The sequence below is a fragment of the Streptomyces viridifaciens genome (genome assembly GCF_001888885.2).
In the GTDB taxonomy this organism is placed as follows: domain Bacteria; phylum Actinomycetota; class Actinomycetes; order Streptomycetales; family Streptomycetaceae; genus Kitasatospora; species Kitasatospora aureofaciens.
In genome coordinates, this window is the sequence record NZ_CP090840.1 from 878,921 (window position 1) to 899,079 (window position 20,159).

A 20,159-nucleotide genomic window follows, 5' to 3' on the forward strand; every position below is an offset into this window, starting at 1 on the left:
GGCCGAATGCGGGTGCCGTCCGGTTGGCATTCGACGAGCCGCATGCCCGCACAGGGGTGGAGGGCGTGAGCACCAGGCCGGCGGCAGCGAGCGCCCCGATCCCCTTCCCGCCGACTTCCCACGCAACCGGGCCGTGTCAGCCGTAGGTCACCAGGACTGTGGTTCCCTTGGGTGCCACCGCGCCGGCGAGGGGTTGTTGCTTCACGACGTTCTTGCCGGCGGCCGGAGCGGGTGAGGTCGGGTCGACCATCAGTCTCAGCGTGGTCGTGCTCAGCACCCGCATGGCGTCGTCCGCGGTGCGTCCGGTCAGGTCGGGTACGGTTTCGGTTCCCACGGACGTGGTGAGCAGGTCATGGGCCTGGTCGGTCGACTTTGAGGAGAAGTAGAACGCGGTGGCCGCGCCGACGGCTGCGCCGAGGGCACCGATGAGGGTGCTGCGGGTGGTGGAGTCGTTGACCGCGAACGCGAGTACGCCGACGGCCAGGAGTCCGGCGGTCAGGGCGAGCGCGATCCAGCTGCGTGCGACGCTGCCCGTCACGCCCTTCGCGGCGGAGGCTCCCCAGAGGATCAAGCCGATCACGGTGATCATCCCGGCGATGATCAGCAGTGCGGCGAGGGTCTGGCCCCAGGTGAGTACGGTCGAGCCGCCTGGCGCGGGACTGGGGGAAGGCGTGGGCGTCTCGGCTGGAAATGCGGCCGGGAGCGGAAGTCGGAGCATGGCTACCCCTGGCGTCTTTCGGCGTCGTCATCGCTCCCCCGCTCCGATGCGGGGGCGACGGCATCACTCCATGCGGACAGGGCGTGGGTCTGTCGGCAATTGCCCTGCCCTTACTCCTCTTTACTCCATTTGATCACCGTCGAAGGGTGTGAGCCACCGGAGAGCCACATCGGTGAGAACGAAGCACCCGGGGGGACAGCTGGCGCGCCTACGTCGAGCAGGAGATCCACCGCCGCGGGACCGCCGCCTGCGGCCGCCCCTTTCGGGGGTCTGTGCCCGGCCCCGGTCACCGCTCGGCAGCGACGGACATAACTTCCAACAAAAGGATCGATTACGATCAGTTAAAAACTCTCCGAATTCCTTTCCCCTGTGTCGCGTCGATCGGCTTCGACACCCCGGGCGCGCCGTCCCTTCCCGCCGGCGGGACGGTGGGCGGCCGGCTTCACCGCCTGAAGTATCAGAACTACCCGAACTGCCTTGATTGCCTCATGACGTCCACGCTGCCGGCTGCCGGTCACAGCCGACGTTCCCTCCAGTGCCGGGCCGGGCGACGGCCGCCAGGACGGACCGCGGTCGCCGGTGCGAAGCCTGGAGCCGGTGGGGATCGACGACGCGCTGGACATCATCGAGTGGTCAACGCCTGGCCGTACATGGCGCTGCCAGGGGGCTGTTGAGCGCGAGTCGGTTCAAGGAGACGACGATGACTGAGCAACATGTGGTGCTGGAAGGAAGCGAACGGCCCTCCATGGCCGATGCGACTCGAGTGGCGGACGCGGACGCCCGGGCTCCGGTGAGCGTGACCGTCACGCTGCGCGGGAAGGTGGTCACCGACGGCCGGATCCCCCCGAGCGGTGCGAGGACGCCGAGAAGACCAAGGCCGTCCTGGAACGCTACGGACTCACGGTCGACGAAGTCCGGCTCCAGCCGGGCAGTGTCGTGGCCAGCGGTCCGGCGAGCGCCATGAACGCCGCTTTCCAGACGGACCTCGGCATCTACCGCAGCGCCGAACAAGGAGAACTCCGCGGCCGTGAGGGCGAGTTGCAGATTCCGTCCGAGCTGGCAGGGGTCGTGACCGGGGTCTTCGGCCTGGACGAGCGGCGGGTGGCACGGCGGGCCACCGCACAGGACACGAGCACGGGCGTCCAAGGACCGTTCACGCCGGCAGACCTCGAACGCCACTACGACTTCCCCGACGGCCTCTGAGCCAGCCGTCCCAGGTCCTACCGCCATCACTCGACTGGTCCATGTAGACGGACCAGGACTGCCCGTTGGTGGAGGAGCCCCTCGCCATGGCCCACTCGTGGTGGTCGATGAGGTCCGTCGCCAGCTGGACCAAAAGCTCCTGTCCGCAGTGGGCGCGGTCCTCCGCACCCCGGACGTGCGGATCTACCAGGCGTGCCTGTGGGCCAAGTACGGCGGCCCGCACACCTACGACCAGCGCCTGCACCTGGACTCCCGCAACCAGAGCCTGCTGGTGCCGTCCGAGGACCCGGCCTTCCACCAGGTCAACGCCTTCGTCTGCCTCAACGACGTGGACGACGACAGTGCCACCCGGGTGGTGAGCCGTCAGCACACCAGCGGGCTCGCCTACGACGAGGCCGACCTCGACCGCGCCCGGCGCCCGAAGCTGTACGCGCTGGAGCAGAGCACGGTCGGGCCGGCCGGCTCGCTGCTCCTCTTCGAGGCCCGCACCTACCACCGGGCCGTCGACATCTCCCGCCCGGGCGCGGCCCGCTTCGTGCTCAACACAGCCTTCCGCACGGCACAGGCGGAGTGGGTCGGCTACCACGCCTGGCCGTTCCGGGGGAAGCGGCCCGAGTGGGTCGCATGGTTGGCACGGTCCTCCCCCGCCCAGCTGCAGGCACTCGGCTTCCCACCGCCGCACCGCCCGTACTGGACGCCCGGCACCCTGCGCGCCGTCGGCCTGCGCTACCCGGGCATCGACCTGAGTGCCTGGGAAGCCTGACCGGAAGGCCAGTCGGTACGGGAGGCCGAAGAAGAGCGGCGGATCGGTGCCGACGGCGCGGAGGCAGTACACCCCGGGTTCAACGAGGCGACGCCCGCGGCTCGACGGGTGTTCGCCCGTCCAGGTGGGAACGCGTCATCGAAGGCCTTGTTTCGGACATGACTATGAGTTCCAAGGCAAAATCGGCACCACCCCTTCGAAACGTATGCCAAAGTTCTGGTCGTGGCGCGAATGAAATATCACATGTGCCACACCGTGAAAGTTCGCGAACGCATCCCAGCTCTCGAAGGAAGAAGCCCATGAACCCCGTCTCGCGTATCGCGGCCGCCGCGACCGGTGCCGCCGCGCTCCTTGCCACCCCCGTTCCGGCGCTCGCTGACGCGCCGCAGCCCCCTGCCGCCACCACAACCACCTGCGGCTGGTCCGGCCAACAGGCCGGCCTGTCCACCAAGGTGTGCGCGGAGGTGACCGGCGACCGCGTCGTGGTGTACGGCCAGATCGGGCTGGCGGGGCCGCCCTCGCCGGGGACGCCGTGGCCGCCGGCACCGCAGGAACTGATCACCGGGCTGTCGGCGGAGACCGTCGGTGGGGGATCGCTCGGCGCGGTGTCCGGACGCACCGTGTTCACGGTCAGCACGGTGCGGGTGGACGGCATCGTTGCCACGGTGCCGTGCGGCTCGGTCCTGCACGCCTCCTTCGCGGTGTCGAGCGCCTACCGAGGTCCGGTCCCGGTCACCCTGGAACTGCCGGTGAACTGCTGACACGCCTCGCGGCGGCCGAGCCCGGGAGCCGGCAACGACCCGGGCTCGGCCCTCGCCTCGCGGCACGGGCGCGGCGCGAAAGAGGTCACCGTCGGCTGCGACCCCAGCCGACTGACGCAGCACAGGCGGCCGCGAGGGGCAGACCCACAGCGCGATCACCGGAGGGCTTCCCCATCTAGGCCGAACACGGTGAGTACGCCCACGCCCTGGAGCAAGGCGTCCAGGCCCGCCTCGCCGACCTCGAACCGCTGCACGTGACGCGGGTGGCCCGGCCGGTGGCCCGCCGGGGGTATGGTCGGCGAACCGGTCGGGGCGTGGTCGGCGGCCTGGTCGGCGGCGTCATCGGCAGTGGAGTCGGCGAGAGTGCGGTGAAGGGTGGTGAAGATCTTTTCGATTGGTAAGACCGGCAAGTCCGGTCCTCAGCAGCCCCGGCGCGAGCCGGCGCAGCGGGCGGCTCGACGCACCTATCAGCCGGGGGAGCGGGAAGCTCTGCTGATCGGGATCCTGCGCGGCACAGCTCCCGGGGGCGTCCAGATGCACGAGCGGTACGACGCGGCCTCGGACCTGGAGGACTTCCCCAGCGACGAGGTGACGGCTGCCCTGACCGAGATCGCCAGTGATGCGCAGGAGGACGAGACACTCGTCGCGCTCTGCGCCGAGTCGCTCGCGGGGATCTGGATCGCCCGCGGCGCGGTCGAGCGCGATGTGCTGGCCCGGCTGCCCCCCTGGGGTCGGCGGGAGGTGGAGCAGCGGGTGGCGAGGAGCGCACCGGAGCTGCTGACATCGCAACAGGACGCGGTCGCCGAGGTGGGCGACCGCGATGGTCGGACACTTCGGTGAGACGGGGCGACGTCCGGCCGGACCGCCTGCCCCAGGTGATGCAGCTGGTCTGTGAATCGCTCTCACCTGGGGAAATGGCCGGTCAGTGACATAGCCCCTGCAGGTAGGACACAGGCCGGCCCGGGGTGCGACTTCTCTGGATCCGCTCGGATGGACGACGACATGGCGGCGCCCGCCGGTGATGGCCCGGGGGTGTGCGTCCCGGGTCCGGCGGGCGCGTGCCGATTGGTGGTCAGGTGTCCGAGGGCGGTTCCTGGCCGTGCCGGGAGCGGCGGAGTTGTTCGTTGAGGCGCAGGGCTTCCTCGAGTTGGTCCTCGAGGACGACGATGCGGCAGGCGGCTTCGATGGGCGTGCCCTGGTCGACGAGGTCGCGGGCGCGCATGGCGATCCGCAGTTGGTAGCGGGAGTAGCGGCGGTGGCCGCCGTCGGAGCGCAGAGGGGTGATGAGGCGGTGTTCGCCGAGGGCGCGTAGGAAGCCGGGGGTGGTGCCGGTCATCTCGGCGGCGCGGCCCATGGTGTAGGCGGGGTAGTCGTCGTCGTCGAGTTTGTCGGGTGTGTCGGGGCTGGCCGTTGTAGTCACTGCACCTCTCTGGTTCTCGGGGAGAACGCGTCGAGGGGCCCCGGGGCCGTGTCGGCTCCGGGGCCCCGAAGGGGAACAACACCATCTACCGGCCTGGGCCGGTCCTTCAACTTCCGCACTGCCCCGGGAGAGGGGGGTACGGGGATCGCGTATGCGTGACCGGAAACCACCGTCCTTGCGTTGGGGTCTGCGGTGTCCGCCCGGGCGAGTGTTCACGGGCCGGGCGATCCTGATGGCGCTTGCGCCCTCCGTTCATCCTCTGTACTGAACTGTCACTTTTCGTACTGCTGGTACTGCACCTGCTGAACTGCGTACTGCTGATCGGTGGCCGTGAGGGCCCACCCGGTCCGGCAGCCGGCCCCGCCGGTCGTCCTGCACCTGCGGTGGCCCGGAACCTGCCCGGACCCCTCGGCACGCGCGCCGCAGTCATGGCGCCTTTGCCGAGGTCCTGCCTCTCTTGCGACTGCCGATACCTCACTCACTGAACTGCGTACTGCTGGTACCGCTGGTGGCGGCCCCTGATACCTGCGGGCCGCCCGGTCCGGCAGCCAGCCCCGTCGCCGTCCTGCACCTGCCTGGCTTCGGAACTCCACTGCCGGACCGAACCGCGAACTTCTGTCCAACAACCCCGGCCAGTTCGTGTCTGGCCGGTATCGCCGACTGCTGTCTACGACAAAAACGTTAGACCCGCCCGCGAGCAATGTCTACTCCGGCGCGCATAGATTTTGCGGCACCCGCGAGTGAGGTAGTCTCCCGCTGCGCGGCGGCGGCACCCCCCGAGCCGCCGCCGCGCCCCCGAAGAGACGAGCGGCACCGCGCAGGGAGGCGACAGTGGGACACCCCGTGCCCGTGGCACCGGAGGCGGTCCGGGACGGGCAGGCGGACCTGATCGAGGCGATCACCGAGGCCGTGCACGACGGGGACGACCGCACCGTCCGCCGGCTCCTCGCCCGCTTCGCGGAAGTGGCCGGCATCGCCGACCTCTACGCCCTTCGCGACGCCCTCATCCACGCCGAGCGTCCGGCTCGCCCCCCGCAACAGCCCGCCTGAACCGCCGGGCCCGGTTCCGGCGTGATCTGGTCCAGCTGCGTCGTTCACGGCCGCCGGGGATCGTCCGGCGGCAGCACCCTCCCCCGTCCGCTCGTACTGCGACAGCGCCGGACCCGTGCAGAAGAACGTCGGCGCCCACTCCCCCACGAAGATCCCCCCAATCGGCGGCCACCCGGCTCGATGGGACGTGTGAGGCATGGTGACGGCGGCCAGGCGGGGCGCCGCCTTCTCCTATCACGGCGCCAGCCAGGCCGCGATCTCGTCCACCACTGCGAGAGCGACATGTCCTGGCTTGCTGTAGTCGGCTGGGGTGGGAGCGCCGTCGCCCGGGAAGAAGAGGTGGTTGAGGTCCTGGTGGATCCGGATCCTCACTCCGTGCCGGTGTGCCAGGGCCTGTTGCCAGAGCGCCAGGTCGTCGGTGACGGTGACTTGGTAGTCCCGCCCGCCCTGCAGGATCAGCATCGGGTGGGTCAGTGCGGCCGCCGTGGCCAGCGGGTCGTAGGCGCGCAGGTCGAGCCAGTAGGCGGCGGAGAAGCCCAGGGGCAGAAGTTCCGGGGGTGTGTCGGGGGTGAGTTCCGGTGCTGCCACCAGCTCGGCCTTGCGGGTGAGCGCGGCCACCGCCTGGTCAGTGCTCGGGCCGGGGGTGAGGGCCGCGAGGTGGCGGGCGACCCGGACGGCGGCCTGGTGCATCGGCTGCGCGTCCGCGGCGAGGAGGACGAGGCCCGCGATCGACGGATCGGCGGCGGCGATCCGGGGCGCCGCCTTGCCGCCCATGCTGTGCCCGAGCAGATGGATCCGGTCGGGGTCTATGTCGGGGTGGTGCCGCAGCAGGTGGAGGGCGGCGAGCGCGGGTGGCAGGTACTCGTCGGCCATGGTGAAGTCGGCGGGCAGGCGGTCCGGGTGTGCGAAGGTCGGTTTGTCGAAGCGCAGCACGGCCACCTGGCGGCAGGCGAGGCCCCAGGCGAGGTCCTTGAGCGGTTTGTTCGGGCCGCTGGTCTCGTCCCGGTCGAACGGTCCGCCGCCGGCGAGCAGGACCGCGGCGGGCCACGGTCCTGGGCCCTGGGGGAGGGTGAGCGTGCCGGGCACGGCGAACGGCCCGGTGCCGAGCAGGACGTCCCGTTCGGTGAACAGGTCCTGCTGCGTGTAGTGCGGAGGCTGCCACGCGGCGCCTCCGTGCGGGTCGAGTCGCAGTCCGTGCAGCCGGCCGTCGTCGCCGACTGATGTGACCACGGTGAAGCTTCCGTCGGCGCAGGTGATCGCGATGCGCACGCGGAGCAGGTCGGTTTCACCGGCCTCGACCTCCGGCTCCTGGACCGCCCGGATCCCGCCGCGCGCGGCGGCCTCGGCCGCCCATGCCAGCCGGAGCGCTTCGGAGGAGACCGCGGCCCGCAGCGGGGGCGCGAAGAGTTCCACGGTCTGGTCGAAGTGCTCGTCCAGCAGCAGCGCGGCGAAACGGCGCGCCACCTCCAGAGCCCCGTCCCCATTCATTCTCATAGTTGAGAACGGTAGCAGTTGTGAGAAGATTTGAATATGGACTCGCTGAAGCTGCTCGCCCACCCCATCCGGCTGCGGATCGTGCATGCGATGGGTGGCGGACGGCTGCTGACCACCGCTCAGCTGTGCGCGCGCATCCCGGAAGCCTCCAAGGCCACCGTCTACCGGCACATCGATCTGCTGGTGAACGGCGGGATCCTGGAGGTGGCCGAGGAGCACCGGGTGCGCGGGGCGGTGGAACGGCACTACCGGCTGTGCCAGGACCGGGCCGCCGTCGGCGCCGGAGTCGTCCGCACGCTCACCCCCGAGGACCATCGGCAGGCGTTCGCCACCGCGATGACCGCGCTGCTGGCCGAGTTCAACGCCTACCTCGACCGCGAGGAGGCGGACCCGGTGGCCGACCAGGTGGGCTACCGACAGCACGCCCTCTGGCTCAGCCCGGCGGAACTGGCGGAGCTGATCGGCGAGCTACGTACGGCCATCGTGCCGAGACTGGCCAACTCGCCCGGCCCCGAGCGGGCGCAGTACCTGCTCAGTCCGATCCACTTCCCGGTCGAAGCCCCGCAGCAGCCGGCCGGGCGACCGGCCACCGGCACCGGACCCTGACTCCGTCGACGACTACGCGGTTGTGACATCCGCAGCCGGACGACTCCCCGCCGACCGGCAGCGGCAGGGAACCCGAGTCCGAACCGGCCGCCGACAGGATCCCCCGACGACGTCGCCCAGGAGCAGCGACCCGAGCGACCGGGACCGCCCCCATCGCCCCCGGGCAGACGGGACGGCCGTCACCTGCGGTCGCTGCGGATCCGGGCGAGACCGGCCTCGGCAGCGGCCTTCACCTGCGGGACTCCGGGTCGCCGGAGCGGGCCGCGGCGGCGAACTGCGCCCGGGCTCCCGCCACGTCCCCGCGGGCCCGGAGCATGTCGCCGAGGTGGAAGGCGGCCTGCGCGGCGGCGTGAGGCACCGCGCCGTGGGCCGCCTCGCGGTGGCAGAACTCCGCGAGGTCCCGGTCGCCGATGCGGTAGGCCATCAGCGCCTGGACGAGCTGGGCCGGGCCGACGACCTCGGGAAAGCCGCTGTTGATGGCGGCGCCGAGGTTGTCGAAGGCGTCCTGGTCCCAGCCCTGGGTCTCAGGTACCAGCATCGCGCCCATGGACAGCCGGCGTTGCCGCAGCAGGACACCGCCCGGCGCATCGGCTGCCGCGGCCAGGGCGGCTTCCACCTCGCACTCCGCAAGGAGTGCGGTACGACACCCGGCGACCAACCTTAACGAGTACAGTATTTGCCTATAGGTCATAGGTAGATACACACTGGCCATAGGCATACTGAGAGTGGGTGATGGTTTTGGTTCGGGCAGGACTGAATCCGGAACGGCTGACGCTCGCCGGCGCGGAACTCGCCGATGAGGCCGGTTTCGGCCAGGTGAGCCTGTCCGCGCTCGCCCGGCGTTTCGACGTCAAGCCGGCGAGCCTGTACGCGCATGTGAAGAACTCCCACGAGCTCAAGACCCGGATCGCGCTGTTCGCACTGGAGGAACTCGCCGACCGGGTCGCCGACGCCGTGGCCGGGCGCGCGGGCAGGGACGCCCTGACAGCCTTCGCGAACGCCTACCGGGACTACGCCCGGGCGCACCCCGGCCGGTACGAAGCAGCGCGGTACCGGCTCGACCCGCAGACTGCCGCGGCCAGCGCCGGCGTCCGGCATGCACAGATGACACGGGCGATCCTGCGCGGCTACGACCTGGCCGAGCCGGCCCAGACGCACGCGGTCCGCATGCTGGGCAGCGTCTTCCACGGCTATGCCTCCCTGGAGGCGGCCGGCGCTTTCGACCACACGGACGTAGCCGCTGAGCAGTCCTGGGCCTGGACCCTGGACTGCCTCGACACCGCACTGCGGAGCCGGTCCCAACCGGCCGCCCCGACCGAGGATCAAAAGGCTTGAGGCGATGAGCACCGAACAGAACCTGATCACCACCCCCATCACTGCCGACTTCCTGCGCGGGCACCTCGACGTGGAAGAGACCGCCCACGGCCTGCTGCCGCACCGGCTGCCTGCGTGGGCGCGCCGCCGGATTCCCGACGACCGGCTGGCCGTGGCCGAGGCCCAGCCCTCCGGTGTCCGGCTGGTCTTCCGTACCAACGCCACCACCATCCGCCTGGACACCCTGCCCACCAAACGCGTCTACCGGGGCTTCCCGCCCCCGCCGGACGGCATCTACGACCTCCTGGTCGACGGCCGCCTCACCGCCCAGGCCACCGTGGACGGCGGGAACCTGCGCACCATCACCGACATGCAGACCCAGACTGCGGACTTCACCCCGGGCCCCGCAGGCACCGCCCACTTCACCGACCTTCCCCCGGGCGAGAAGGACATCGAGATCTGGCTCCCGCACGCGGAGATCACCGAGGTCATCGCCCTGCGCACCGACGCCCCCGTCGAGCCTGCCCCGGACAAGGGGCGCCGGGTGTGGCTGCACCACGGCAGCTCCATCAGCCACGGATCCAACGCCGTCTTCCCCAGCACCATCTGGCCCGCCCTGGCCGCCTCCGCAGGCGATGTGGAGCTGATCAACCTCGGCTTCGGCGGCAGCGCACTGGTCGACCCGTTCATCGCCCGCGCGATGCGCGACACCCCCGCAGATCTGATCAGCCTCAAGCTCGGCATCAACATCGTCAACAGCGACGCCATGCGCCTGCGCGCCTTCGCCCCCGCCATCCACGGCTTCCTCGACACCATCCGCGAGGGTCACCCCACAACCCCCTTGCTCCTGGTCTCCCCCATCTTGTGCCCGACCCACGAGAACACCCCCGGACCTCTCATGCCGGACCTCTCCAGTGGAACCCTGAAGTTCAGGGCCACCGGTGATCCGGCCGAGACCGCAGCCGGACGGCTGACGCTCACGATCGTCCGCGAGGTCCTGGCCGACATCGTCGAGCAGCGGTCCGTCGAGGACCCCGACCTCCACTACCTCGACGGGCTCGACCTCTACGGCGAGAGCGACCACGACGAGTTCCCCCTGCCGGACGCGATTCACCCCGGTCCCGAAGGACACCGCCGCATCAGCGAGAACTTCGCCGAGCGCGTCTTCGCGAACCACGGGCCTTTCGCCATCACGACCGGCTGACCGGATGACGTGTGCCGGGCGTGCAACCGACAGCGCCACGGTGGCCGCGCTCAGGCGGCGCGGTCCCTCACCGGGTAGAGGGCGGACGGGATCGTGGACCAGCTGGCCAAGAACCCGCCGCCGCAGCCCCGCCCTGCCGCCACCCTGGCGGACCTGGCGGTGCTCGACCGCAGCGCCGAGCTTTGCCCGTCCGTCCAGGAGCCGTGCCGCCTCGCGGACGTCTACTGAACACCCTGCGCCGGCTCCGACAGAGGCAGTGACCGAACGCTTGGGCAGACCGCTTGTACGGGGTCTCCGACCAGCGACGGGGCCCGCCCGTTGCTCCCGGAACCCGGGCAGCCGAGGCCCCGAGAAGGCACAGGAGGCCGCCACCCCCAGGTGGCGGCCTCCCGGCCTCTCAGATTCGCGAACTGGCCCTCGGCAGGGCCGGCCCGCGGGTCAGCTGTCCAGTTTCGCGTACAGGCCACGGCCCGGGCGCTGCGCCCGGCCGGATTTGGCCAGGCGCTCCAGCATGGTGCGCACCGCGTTCACGTTGTCCGCCGACTCCTCGATCCCCAGCCGGGCGGTCACTTCCCGGGCGCGCACCGGTCCCTGGGCGTCGGCCAGCACGCTCAGGACGCTGTCGGAGGTGGCACCGGTGGTTCGCCGCCTGGGCGCGGGCGCAGTCGTCTCGCTCTTCCCGGTGGCCGGTTCGGCGCCGGTCCGCACCGGCCCGGTGCCCGTGGCTGCGGCCTCCTTCTTCGCCCTGGTGCGCGGCCGCGCGCCGTCGGTGGTCTTCTTCGCCGCGGTCTTCTTCGCGGGTGCCGCCTTCTTCGCTGTGGCCTTCTTCGCTGTGGCCTTCTTCGCTGTGGCCTTCTTCGCGGGTGCAGCCTTCTTGGCGGTGGTCTTCTTCGCCGTCTTCGTGGCCGTGTCCGTGCCCGTGGTGGCCTTCTCGGCCGACTCCCGGCCCAGGTCCAGCGCCGCCCCGACTTCGGCCGCGAGCTGCTCCGGCCGGTCCCCGACGATGGCGTCCGCCTCCGCCCGGATACTGCCCACCGGCGTGATGTCCTGCGAGGCCGGCAGTCCGGCCAGGGCCTGCAGGCTCTGGATGGCGCCGCGTACGGCGTTCTCGCGCGCCACGGCAGCGGTCAGCTCGTCCTCCAGGCGCCGCCGCCGCGCCTCGATACCGGGAAGCTCCGCCTCCAGCTGGGCGATGGTCTCACTGAAACGGCTTTCTGCCACGGTTCCTCGTCTCATCCGCCCACGCGATCTGTCGCTGGGACTGTGCGATCTCTACCCTGTTCCCGTGTCTGCCGACAAGAAACCGCGCCGACCCGCGCGGCCCGGGCCGGGCCGCTTCCGAACCCCTGACCGGCCTCCGGGCGGTGAACGGGGCAAACCTCGCAACGCCGCCCGGCGAGTCGGCAAACCGTCTGAGGAGAAGGCTCGATGAAAGCGCTGGTCCTGTCCGGGGTGATCGGCCGGGGCGCCGCAGTCAGTTCCGGCCGCTCGCGCCACCGGCTGCTGGTGGGCGACGACGCCCGGGTGGAGGTGGCGGTGTGAGGCTGCTGGTGACCGGTGCGGCCGGTTTCATCGGGTCGCACTACGTGCGCACCCTGCTGGCCGGCGGCTACGCGGGCTACGAGGACGCCCGGGTGACGGTGGTGGACAAGCTCACCTACGCGGGCAACCGGGCCAACCTGCCCGCCGCACACTCCCGGCTGGACTTCGTACGGGGCGACGTGTGCGACACCGCCCTGCTGCGCGAGCTGCTGCCGGGCCACGACGCGGTGGTGCACTTCGCGGCCGAGTCCCATGTGGACCGGTCCATCGCCGGGGCCGCCGCCTTCACGACGACCAATGTCGGCGGGACGCAGAGCCTGCTGGAGGCATGCCTGGCCAGCGGCGTGGAGCGGGTGGTGCACGTCTCCACCGACGAGGTGTACGGGTCGATCGCCACGGGCTCGTGGACGGAGGACTGGCCGCTGGCCCCCAACTCGCCGTACGCCGCGTCCAAGGCGGGGTCGGACCTGATGGCGCGCAGCTACTGGCGCACCCACGGGATGGACGTGTCCATCACGCGCTGCTCCAACAACTACGGGCCGTACCAGCACGTGAAGAAGCTCATCCCCCGGTTCGTGACGAACCTGTTCGAGGGGCGGCCGGTGCCGCTGTACGGGCAGGGCGCCAACGTCCGCGAGTGGCTGCACGTCGACGACCACTGCCGGGCCGTGCAACTGGTGCTGACCTCGGGCCGGGCCGGTGAGGTCTACAACGTGGGCGGCGGGAACGAACTGACCAACCGGGAGGTCACGCAGCGGCTGCTGGAGCTGTGCGGGGCGGGTCCGGAGATGGTCCGGCACGTCGCCGACCGCAAGGGGCACGACCTGCGGTACGCGCTCGACGACTCCAAGATCCGTGCGCAGCTGGGGTACGCGCCCCAGGTGCCGTTCGAGCGGGGCCTGGCCGAGACGGTCGGCTGGTACCGCGACCGCCCCGACTGGTGGAAGCCGCTCCTGGAGGGCGGCGCCGGGGACGCGGGCGGGCCCAGGGCCTTCGCCGACGGGGCGGGCGCCGTGTGAGCGCCCTGCGCCAGGCCTCCGCGCCGGCCCGTACGGGGACCGCGTACCCGGCCGACGGCGTGCCGGGGCCGCGCCCGGACTCCCGGTGATCCCGTGAAGACCCCGGCCGAGAACGACTGCTTCGTACTCCACCCGAGCCGTTCAGGGACCAGAGGGACCGGATCCCCGAATCAGGCGGTGGTACGCGCGGCGGCGGATCCCTGCTGCGAGCGCTCGGTCTTCATGCCCACGTGCCGCGGCTCGATCGTGCGGGGGTCCACGGCTTCGCCGGGGGCTCCGGCGCGGTAGAGGCCGTCGGGCTCCGCGTCGCGGTCGTGCGGCAGCAGGTAGAACACCCGGCGTTTCTGCAGACCGCTGTCGGGGTCGGCTTCCGCGGTGTCGCAGAGTTCGGCGAACCCGACCATGCGGCCGTCCCGGTAGTAGCGGGGCTTGCCCCGCCGGCGCGGGGTCTTGTCGAGGGCCTGGCGTACGTAGTCGAGTTCAGCGGGATCTTCCAGCCACACCACCTTGTCCTCGTGGGTGATGTCACTTGCTTGCAGTAGCGAGCTCATGGCTTTCGCCCCTCCTCGGTTTCGGTGCACGCCGTGCTCGTCGAACTTCCTGCCCACGCTACCGAGCGGCACGCGCGCGCTGTGACGGTGCGCCGGGTGACGGCCCGTGCCTGGCTCATTCGCTGTGGTCGCATGGTAGGTGGTGGCTGGTGGGGTTCCGGACAGTGGTACCGAGCCGGTCCAACACCGGGAACGGTCCCATCGCCCCGTGCTCTCATCAGTGTTCGTCGGCGAGCAGGGCGAGACCGGGATAGAACTTGGCGCCGTTGGAACGAAGCATCTCGCTGGGTGAGGAAATGCCGACCTCGGCACGGATGCGCATTGCGAAGGCGCGGGTGGTCGCGGGCCGGAGCCCTTCGTCATCTTGGCACCAGTTGCTGTAGGCGCGGTAGAGCGCGCCTTGTTCGACCTTGAGGTCGCGGGGTTCCTCGGAACCCTCCCCGGCGGTGCAGCATTCGGCGAGAAAGCGCCCGATGTGGTCCTCGGTGGTGGCGTAGGCCTGGGTCGCGGTGCGCACGACGGCGGGTCCGTCGAGGGGGGGCTTGGTCCGGAGGTAGGACATCGCGCCCTGGATCATCCAGTGGAGGATGCCGGCCCCCTCGTGGTTGACGAGTTCCTCGGCAAGGTTGTCGATCTTGCGGTGGTCCGGGACGACCTTGTCGAACGGGATCAGGCGGATGCGGCGCCAGAAGGCGTGGCCGCCGGTCCCGACCTCGGGGCGATGGTTGCCGAGCAGCCACAGCTTGTGGGTGGGCTCGAAGCTGAAGTAGTCCTGCCGCATACGGCGTGCCTTGAGGCGGTCGCCACCGGTGAGGAGCTTGACGCGGGCCTCGTCGAACTTGTCGTGCGGCTTGAGCTCGCTGCAGACGAACAGACGGCGGCCGTGGAGCTCGGTCAGCTCGGTGGAGTGCTCGTTGAACCTGCCCCGCTCCATCAGGAAGCCGGGCGGTGCCACGTCGGCGTAGTCACCGAGGATCTTGATGACGATGTCCATGAGGGCGGACTTGCCGTTGGCGCCGATGCCGTAGAGGAAGGGCAGGACCTGGCCGCCGACGTCGCCGGTGATCGAGTAGCCGAGCAGGAGGTGAACGAAGTTGATCATCTCCCTGCCCTTGTCGTCGTCGCCGAAGGTCTCCGTCAGGAACCGGGCGAAGCGGGGCGCGGGACTGGGCTCGGGCGCGAGGTAGGTCGCACGTGAGTGGAGGTCCCTGAGCGGATCGGGCTTGTGGAGTTCGCCCGTGCGAAGGTCGACGACGCCGGCGGGGGTGCACAGGGCGTACTTGTCACCGTCGAGGGCGTCGGGGTCCAGGGCCAGTTCGGGTGAGGCCTTCGCCTGGGCGAGCATCGCCTTGACCCCGGACGTCGACATGGCCCGCTTGCGGTGCTGGACGAGTTCACGGTCGGTGAAGTGGCCCCTGGGGTCGTGGAGCGGCATCTCCTCGGCCATGTCACCGGCCGCCCAGATCGCGGCGTTCTCGCCTCCTGTGCGCTTCCACCGGTACTCGTCCCACACGTACCAGCCGAGGCCCTCGACATGGCGGAAGCGGTGGTTGTGCAGGTGGGCGAAGAGCTTGGCGTTGCCCCGGTCGGTGAGGTTGACCAGCAGGCCGGACTGGACGAAGTCGTCGGGCCGGCTCCCAGCCGAGGGAGCGGAGACCTGCTGGGCGGGCAGCTTGGCGGTCGGGCGGGGTTCGGCGGCGAAGACCGCGAGCTGCTCCGCGGCGGCGTGCGCGTCGAAGCCGGTGCTTGCTTCGCTGCTCATGAGCGTCCCCCGGGGTGGATAGGGCGGTGGCTGCCTGCGCGGAGCGCGGAGTCGATGACGAGTTGGTCACGGCGCGGTTGCGTGGGGCGTCCCGCGTACGCGGCCCCGGGGAGGAGGGTGGCGCACGCGGGCAGGGCGATGTGGCCCGCGGCGGCGAGGCCGCCGCCGGTCGAGGCCGCCCGGTTGAGCCTGTCGCTGAGGGCGGGTCCCGACGGCGCGTGGGCGCAGCCCCGCACCTCGTCCAGAAGGGGGCTGAGGATGCGTCGGGCCGCGCCCCGGCCGGACGGCGTGCTCCGCCGGGTCGTCCGGGGCACGGGCGAGAGGGTGCACGGGCAGTTCCCGGGACGCCGGCCGCAGGGCGACCTCGAGTCCCTGGCCCGCCTCGACTGCCGCTGGTGACGGCGATGGGCTGCGGGCTGGCACGTGTCTTTCCTCGGCTGTCAGAGCTGCTGGCTCGGTTGTCGCGGGATGGTGGGAGACCGGTCCATCGAACCCCTGTTCAGGGACTGAAGGGACCAAAGTTTCACAGTGTCTGACCCTAACTCAGGACACGCCCGCAGCTTCGCAGAGCGTTGACCATTTCGTTTTCCTGGTCCCTTGAGTCCCTATAAGTCCTTGAGATCCCCGGCGCCGGGGACGGCCCGTGCGGGGCGGTCGGGTCGGACCCTCCGGGCCGCTGCCGCCGGGTGGCAGGGCCTGGTGGTGGGGACGGCCCTCGGGGCCCTCTGCCCGGGACCCCGACTCCCCCCGGGCCAGGGGTGGAACCGTCGTTGGGGACAGTGCGGCCCCTGCCACTTCGGTCACTGATGAACCTGCAGGTCAGCGGGCTGGGCTCGAGTCGAAGGGACTGAAGGGACTCAACTTCCCGGCTGTGAGGCGAACAACGAACATGTGGCTCCTCACGCCCGCGCGTACGCACACGCATGCCACGGCCGGAACAGTGGGAATTGAGTCCCTTCAGTCCCTGTCCTGCTTGTTGGAAGTGCTCTGACCTGCGGAAACATGGAGGGACTGAAGGAGGAAGGGGCCGAGGGACCGAAGGACGCGGATGGGTGCCGGTACGACGAAGTGGGCCGCTTCCCGAGGGGGCGGCCCACTTCATTCGGGGGGGGTGGGGGGATCAGGTGAGTTCGGCCATCATGCGGCGTCCGTACGACTTGCTGATCTTGACGACCGTCATGAGCATGCCGATGAGGAGGACGACGGAGAGAACGGGGACGAGGTCGACGGGGAGGGTGTAGGCCATGACGATGCGGGCGGCGGAGTCGATGAGGAAGGCGGCGCCCCAGGCGACGGACATCCAGCGCATGACGTTGCGGAAGCGCGCGTGGTTGTCCCAGTTGGCGTGCCAGGTGCGGGCGGTTTCCTCGGGGAGCATCTTGATCATGGTGGTGAACATGAAGGGTCGCTTCGCGAGGAGGGTGCCGATCATCCAGAGGCCGAGGAGGCCGGTGAGGTAGCTCTCGCGGGCGAGCAGGAGGCGGACGTCGCCGGTGAGGAGGGTGATCGCGGTGCTGGAGGCCATGACGCTCAGGGTGAAGAGGGTGACGGTGGCGACGCGGCCCTCGGTGAGCATCTTGTAGACCAGCTGCGCGAGCGGTACGGCACCGCTCACCAGCAGGGACAGCCACTGCCCCAGACCGACCTCCCGCAGGCCGTAGTACAGACCGAGCGGGACGCCGACCTCCATGAACGCGGTACGGATCAGATCGGCCTTCGGGTCCTTCGGCTTCGCCGAGGCCGCCGTCCGCCGTCCGCCGCTCTTCTGCCCGTCGGTCCCCTGCGGCTCCATCGTCATCACCGTCTGATCTCCCTCGCCCGTGCCCGGTCCTTGCCCGGACCCTTCGGCCCGCCTTCAGACACGAAACTACGGCCCGCACCAAGGCCGCGGAATGAAGCTGCGAGCACACCTGCGGTGCAGAAAACTCCACCCCCGCGGCCATGGGGCCGACGGGGGTGGAGAAGGGCCGCCGCCAATGGGGCCGCCGCTCAGTTCTGCGGCGCGTTCAGGTACGCCAGCACCGCCAGCACCCGCCGGTTGTCGCTGTTGTCCTGCGTCAGCTCCAACTTGGTGAAGATGCTCGCCGAATGCTTGCTGACGGCGCTGTCGCTCAGGTGCAGCTCCTGCGCGATGCCCGCGTTGGACCTCCCCTGCGCCATCAGCTCCAGCACCTGGAGCTCACGCCCGGTCAACGAGGTCAACGGCCCGCTGTGTTCGTTCCGCGCCACCAGCTTGGAGATCACCTCGGGATCCATCGCCGTCCCGCCTCCCGCCACCCGGCGCACCGCGTCGACGAACTCCTCGTCGCTGAAGATCCGGTCCTTCAGCAGGTACCCGGTACCGCCCCGCCCGTCGGCCAGCAGCTCGCGCGCGTACAGCTGCTCCACGTGCTGCGACAGCACCAGCACGGGCAGCCCCGGCACCTCCCGGCGGGCCGCCAGCGCCGCCTGCAACCCCTCGTCGGTGAACGTCGGCGGCAGCCGCACGTCGACCACCGCGATGTCCGGCCGGTGCCGCGTCAAAGCCCGCGACAGCTCCGGTCCGTTGTCGACGGCCGCGACGACCTCGAACTCGTACGACCTCAGCAGCCGCACCATTCCCTCCCTCAGGAGGAACTGGTCCTCGGCGAGGACAACACGCATGGCAGCTCCATGGTCACAAGTGTCGGGCCGCCCACCGGGCTGCTCACGAACAGATCTCCGTCGAACGTACCCAACCGGCGGCGCACGCCCGAGAGACCCGTTCCCTTGGCCGGATCGGCCCCGCCCCGGCCGTCGTCGCTCACCGTCATCCTCAGCACCCCGTCGGAGTGCCGCAGGTCGATGCGCACCCGGGAGGCCCCCGAGTGCTTGGCGGCGTTCGCGAGGACCTCGCACACCGCGAAGTACGCGCACGCCTCCACCGGCGCCTCCGGCCGCCCGGGAACGTCCACCGTCACCTCGACGTCCAGCGGGTAGTCCAGCGCCACCGCGCGGACCGCATCGCCCACGCCCCGTTCCGCGAGGACCGGCGGATGGATGCCCCGCACCAGGTCCCTCAGCTGGGACAGGGCCGTCGCCGCCTGCCGACGGGCCTCGGCCACCAGCTCGCGCAGTTCCGGAGCCTCCTCGCCCAGCTGCCGCTCCACCACCCGCAGCGTCATCCCGATCGCCACCAGCGTCACCTGGGCCCCGTCGTGCAGGTCCCGTTCGATGCGGCGCAGTTCGGCGGCCTGGACACCGGTGGCGTCCGCGCGGGTCTCGGTCAGCCGTTCCACCCGCCGGGCCAGCTGCGCGTGCCGGGTCGGCCGCAGCAGCAGCAGAGCGAAGCGGGCGTGCGCCTTCAGCGCGTACGGCGCAACCCACGACACCGCCGCCATCAGCACCGCGCCCACCGCAACCGCCGCCCACGGGATGCCCGCGAGGGCCTCGCTCGCCGTCAGCCGGCGCAGCGCCCCGTCCCAGAAGGTGTACGGGCCCGTCCCGTCCGTCACCAGGTTCAGAACCCCCGGCACGATGAGCCCGAACAGCGAGAACCCGACGACGACCAGCGGCACCGACAGCAGCACGGCGGCCACGAGCGGGTTGACCGTCGACCACAGCAGGTCCCGCCACACCGCCGGATCGCGCGAGGTGTGACGCATCAGCTGCAACTGCCGCACCAGATAGGGGGTCCGGTACAGCCGCCGCCCGTACTGGTAGTAGCCGTCCGCGCCGCGCCGCACCGGCTCCGGCGCGGGCATGTAGGGCGCCTCGATCTCCACGCCCAACCAGTCCCCGGCCAGTCGCCGGCTCAGTGCGACGAAGCGGCGGGCGAAGCCCACGGCCTTCGGGAAGAGCAGCACCAGCCCGGTGCACAACCCGGCCACCAGCGCCACCACCTGTACGGCGGCCAGCACCAAACCGACCATCGACAGCAGCGAGAGCAGGGCCCCGGCGCCCAGCATCCGCAGGCGCCTGCCCAGCGCGCCCCCACCGGCCACCAGCGACGGCACCGCCCGGCGGGCCAGCAGCAGCCGCGTCCAACACCCGTGCACCCACAGCACCAGCGGCCCGACCGTCAGCCCCGTCGCGAGCGACACCAGCCCGGCCCCGGCCACCACCACCGCGCCGGCCCACGCCGTCCCCGGCGGGCTGACGTCGCCGACCGCCCGGCACAGGGCGGCGACCACCATGTACAGACCACCGGCCATCAATGCCACGGGCAGCGACGCCACCGGAACCCCGACGAACGGGTCGAACAGCAGGAAAGCCAGGTCCCGTCTCGTCGCCGGATCCCGCCGCACCTGCCGCACCCGCCTCCGTCGCAACGCCGAGCCGTAAGAGGCGTACAGTTGCCTGCCGTCGCGGTACAGCCCGCTGTCCCTCGGGCGGGGCTCCGGCGGCTCGGGGAGGTAGGGATCGTCGACGGGCACCTCCGACCACTGCCCGGCCAGCTCCCGCCGCAACCGCGGCAGCCGACGGGACAGGTCCAGCACGCCCACCGCGCCCACGCCCGCCGCGACCGCGGCCGGCAGCAGGACCACCAGCCCCAGCAGACCCAGGACCGCGAGCGCCGCGCCGCGCAGCGGCACCATCGCGTGCGCCCGCAGGCCTGTCAGGGCGCCGACCGCTCCGGTCGGCCCCTCATGTCGTTCTTCCTGGGCGTTCGGAGCCAGCACCGGGCCAGTCTCCCACGGTCCGTTCGAGCGTCGATCGTGCCGATCTCGTGCGGAGTGCGGCCGGGCGGCTTCCGGGGGGACCAGCAGCGATGGAAGGCCGTGTCCACCACGC

The 20,159-nt window shown here is 71.0% G+C and carries 19 protein-coding genes and 1 pseudogene; 10 read left to right on the plus strand and 10 right to left on the minus strand.

Features of this window, described 5'->3' with window-relative positions:
• Positions 1-136 precede the first annotated feature (136 nt).
• Positions 137-718 carry a PASTA domain-containing protein gene (locus BOQ63_RS04020; protein WP_072653396.1) on the minus strand — a complete coding sequence of 194 codons (582 nt, stop codon included), beginning with the start codon at positions 716-718 and terminating at the stop codon, positions 137-139.
• Positions 719-1,585: 867 nt separating this feature from the next.
• On the opposite strand from BOQ63_RS04020, the pseudogene BOQ63_RS04025 reads away from it, so the two are divergent.
• From BOQ63_RS04025 to BOQ63_RS04040, 4 genes and pseudogenes are all read left to right on the plus strand, one after another.
• Positions 1,586-1,921 (plus strand): annotated as a pseudogene (locus BOQ63_RS04025) (protease pro-enzyme activation domain-containing protein); the annotation flags it as partial.
• A gap of 97 nt (positions 1,922-2,018) precedes the next feature.
• Complete coding sequence (locus BOQ63_RS04030) at positions 2,019-2,684, plus strand: phytanoyl-CoA dioxygenase family protein (protein WP_030555701.1); 666 nt, start codon at positions 2,019-2,021, stop codon at positions 2,682-2,684.
• A gap of 299 nt (positions 2,685-2,983) precedes the next feature.
• Positions 2,984-3,445 carry a hypothetical protein gene (locus tag BOQ63_RS04035; RefSeq protein WP_030555703.1) on the plus strand — a complete coding sequence of 154 codons (462 nt, stop codon included), beginning with the start codon at positions 2,984-2,986 and terminating at the stop codon, positions 3,443-3,445.
• A 378-nt stretch (positions 3,446-3,823) separates the two neighbouring features.
• The gene (locus tag BOQ63_RS04040) at positions 3,824-4,285 is read left to right on the plus strand and encodes a hypothetical protein (protein WP_465398251.1); all 462 of its coding nucleotides are present in this window, start codon (positions 3,824-3,826) and stop codon (positions 4,283-4,285) included.
• Positions 4,286-4,517: 232 nt separating this feature from the next.
• Here BOQ63_RS04040 and BOQ63_RS04045 read toward each other — a convergent pair whose 3' ends face one another.
• Positions 4,518-4,799 carry a helix-turn-helix domain-containing protein gene (locus BOQ63_RS04045; RefSeq protein ID WP_078657083.1) on the minus strand — a complete coding sequence of 94 codons (282 nt, stop codon included), beginning with the start codon at positions 4,797-4,799 and terminating at the stop codon, positions 4,518-4,520.
• Between the two features lie 909 nt (positions 4,800-5,708).
• Here BOQ63_RS04045 and BOQ63_RS04050 point away from each other — a divergent pair.
• On the plus strand, positions 5,709-5,915 hold the full coding sequence (locus tag BOQ63_RS04050; protein WP_030555711.1) for a hypothetical protein: 207 nt from the start codon (positions 5,709-5,711) through the stop codon (positions 5,913-5,915).
• Between the two features lie 234 nt (positions 5,916-6,149).
• Here the strand turns inward: BOQ63_RS04050 and BOQ63_RS04055 are convergent, their stop codons facing one another.
• Positions 6,150-7,403 carry an alpha/beta hydrolase family protein gene (locus BOQ63_RS04055; protein WP_107488415.1) on the minus strand — a complete coding sequence of 418 codons (1,254 nt, stop codon included), beginning with the start codon at positions 7,401-7,403 and terminating at the stop codon, positions 6,150-6,152.
• A 42-nt stretch (positions 7,404-7,445) separates the two neighbouring features.
• Between BOQ63_RS04055 and BOQ63_RS04060 the strand changes: the two genes are divergently transcribed.
• Complete coding sequence (locus tag BOQ63_RS04060; protein ID WP_030555715.1) at positions 7,446-8,015, plus strand: helix-turn-helix domain-containing protein; 570 nt, start codon at positions 7,446-7,448, stop codon at positions 8,013-8,015.
• A gap of 229 nt (positions 8,016-8,244) precedes the next feature.
• Here BOQ63_RS04060 and BOQ63_RS04065 read toward each other — a convergent pair whose 3' ends face one another.
• Positions 8,245-8,631 (minus strand): hypothetical protein, encoded by a 387-nt coding sequence (locus BOQ63_RS04065; RefSeq protein ID WP_072653401.1) that lies wholly within the window; start codon positions 8,629-8,631, stop codon positions 8,245-8,247.
• A gap of 122 nt (positions 8,632-8,753) precedes the next feature.
• On the opposite strand from BOQ63_RS04065, the gene BOQ63_RS04070 reads away from it, so the two are divergent.
• The 3 genes from BOQ63_RS04070 to BOQ63_RS04080 all read left to right on the plus strand — a co-directional run bounded on the left by BOQ63_RS04070 (position 8,754) and on the right by BOQ63_RS04080 (position 10,761).
• Positions 8,754-9,350 (plus strand): TetR/AcrR family transcriptional regulator, encoded by a 597-nt coding sequence (locus tag BOQ63_RS04070; protein WP_030555719.1) that lies wholly within the window; start codon positions 8,754-8,756, stop codon positions 9,348-9,350.
• Between the two features lie 4 nt (positions 9,351-9,354).
• Positions 9,355-10,533, plus strand: coding sequence for a GDSL-type esterase/lipase family protein (locus BOQ63_RS04075; RefSeq protein ID WP_030555721.1), 1,179 nt, complete (start codon positions 9,355-9,357; stop codon positions 10,531-10,533).
• A gap of 93 nt (positions 10,534-10,626) precedes the next feature.
• Positions 10,627-10,761 (plus strand): hypothetical protein, encoded by a 135-nt coding sequence (locus BOQ63_RS04080; protein WP_267885574.1) that lies wholly within the window; start codon positions 10,627-10,629, stop codon positions 10,759-10,761.
• A 210-nt stretch (positions 10,762-10,971) separates the two neighbouring features.
• Here BOQ63_RS04080 and BOQ63_RS04085 read toward each other — a convergent pair whose 3' ends face one another.
• Positions 10,972-11,754 carry a type IV toxin-antitoxin system AbiEi family antitoxin domain-containing protein gene (locus BOQ63_RS04085; RefSeq protein ID WP_454130591.1) on the minus strand — a complete coding sequence of 261 codons (783 nt, stop codon included), beginning with the start codon at positions 11,752-11,754 and terminating at the stop codon, positions 10,972-10,974.
• 317 nt (positions 11,755-12,071) lie between these two features.
• Here BOQ63_RS04085 and rfbB point away from each other — a divergent pair, with 317 nt between their 5' ends.
• Complete coding sequence (gene rfbB, locus BOQ63_RS04090; protein ID WP_072653403.1) at positions 12,072-13,094, plus strand: dTDP-glucose 4,6-dehydratase; 1,023 nt, start codon at positions 12,072-12,074, stop codon at positions 13,092-13,094.
• A gap of 170 nt (positions 13,095-13,264) precedes the next feature.
• Here rfbB and BOQ63_RS04095 read toward each other — a convergent pair whose 3' ends face one another.
• The 5 genes from BOQ63_RS04095 to BOQ63_RS04115 form a co-directional block, all read right to left on the minus strand.
• Positions 13,265-13,645 (minus strand): DUF6009 family protein, encoded by a 381-nt coding sequence (locus BOQ63_RS04095; protein WP_030555728.1) that lies wholly within the window; start codon positions 13,643-13,645, stop codon positions 13,265-13,267.
• A gap of 217 nt (positions 13,646-13,862) precedes the next feature.
• Complete coding sequence (locus tag BOQ63_RS04100) at positions 13,863-15,407, minus strand: DNA primase family protein (RefSeq protein WP_072653404.1); 1,545 nt, start codon at positions 15,405-15,407, stop codon at positions 13,863-13,865.
• Positions 15,408-16,527: 1,120 nt separating this feature from the next.
• A complete protein-coding gene (locus BOQ63_RS04105) occupies positions 16,528-17,199 on the minus strand; it encodes a VC0807 family protein (RefSeq protein ID WP_143174616.1) in 672 nt (223 codons plus the stop codon).
• Between the two features lie 197 nt (positions 17,200-17,396).
• Entirely contained in the window at positions 17,397-18,050 is a 654-nt protein-coding gene (locus BOQ63_RS04110; RefSeq protein ID WP_033354673.1) for a response regulator transcription factor, read from the minus strand.
• Positions 18,014-20,047, minus strand: a complete 2,034-nt coding sequence (locus BOQ63_RS04115) for a sensor histidine kinase (RefSeq protein ID WP_360465183.1) — start codon at positions 20,045-20,047, stop codon at positions 18,014-18,016. The genes BOQ63_RS04110 and BOQ63_RS04115 overlap by 37 nt, the downstream gene beginning before the upstream one ends.
• Between the last annotated feature and the right edge of the window lie 112 nt (positions 20,048-20,159).

Excerpts from the sequence above, each read along its gene's own strand:
- BOQ63_RS04105 (WP_143174616.1), bottom strand. The coding sequence starts at position 17,199 with ATGGAGCCGCAGGGGACCGACGGGCAGAAGAGCGGCGGACGGCGGACG.
- BOQ63_RS04035 (WP_030555703.1), top strand. The coding sequence starts at position 2,984 with ATGAACCCCGTCTCGCGTATCGCGGCCGCCGCGACCGGTGCCGCCGCG.
- BOQ63_RS04045 (WP_078657083.1), bottom strand. The coding sequence starts at position 4,799 with ATGGGCCGCGCCGCCGAGATGACCGGCACCACCCCCGGCTTCCTACGC.
- BOQ63_RS04100 (WP_072653404.1), bottom strand. The coding sequence starts at position 15,407 with ATGAGCAGCGAAGCAAGCACCGGCTTCGACGCGCACGCCGCCGCGGAG.
- BOQ63_RS04075 (WP_030555721.1), top strand. The coding sequence starts at position 9,355 with ATGAGCACCGAACAGAACCTGATCACCACCCCCATCACTGCCGACTTC.
- BOQ63_RS04110 (WP_033354673.1), bottom strand. The coding sequence starts at position 18,050 with ATGCGTGTTGTCCTCGCCGAGGACCAGTTCCTCCTGAGGGAGGGAATG.
- BOQ63_RS04055 (WP_107488415.1), bottom strand. The coding sequence starts at position 7,403 with ATGAATGGGGACGGGGCTCTGGAGGTGGCGCGCCGTTTCGCCGCGCTG.
- BOQ63_RS04060 (WP_030555715.1), top strand. The coding sequence starts at position 7,446 with ATGGACTCGCTGAAGCTGCTCGCCCACCCCATCCGGCTGCGGATCGTG.
- BOQ63_RS04020 (WP_072653396.1), bottom strand. The coding sequence starts at position 718 with ATGCTCCGACTTCCGCTCCCGGCCGCATTTCCAGCCGAGACGCCCACG.
- BOQ63_RS04095 (WP_030555728.1), bottom strand. The coding sequence starts at position 13,645 with ATGAGCTCGCTACTGCAAGCAAGTGACATCACCCACGAGGACAAGGTG.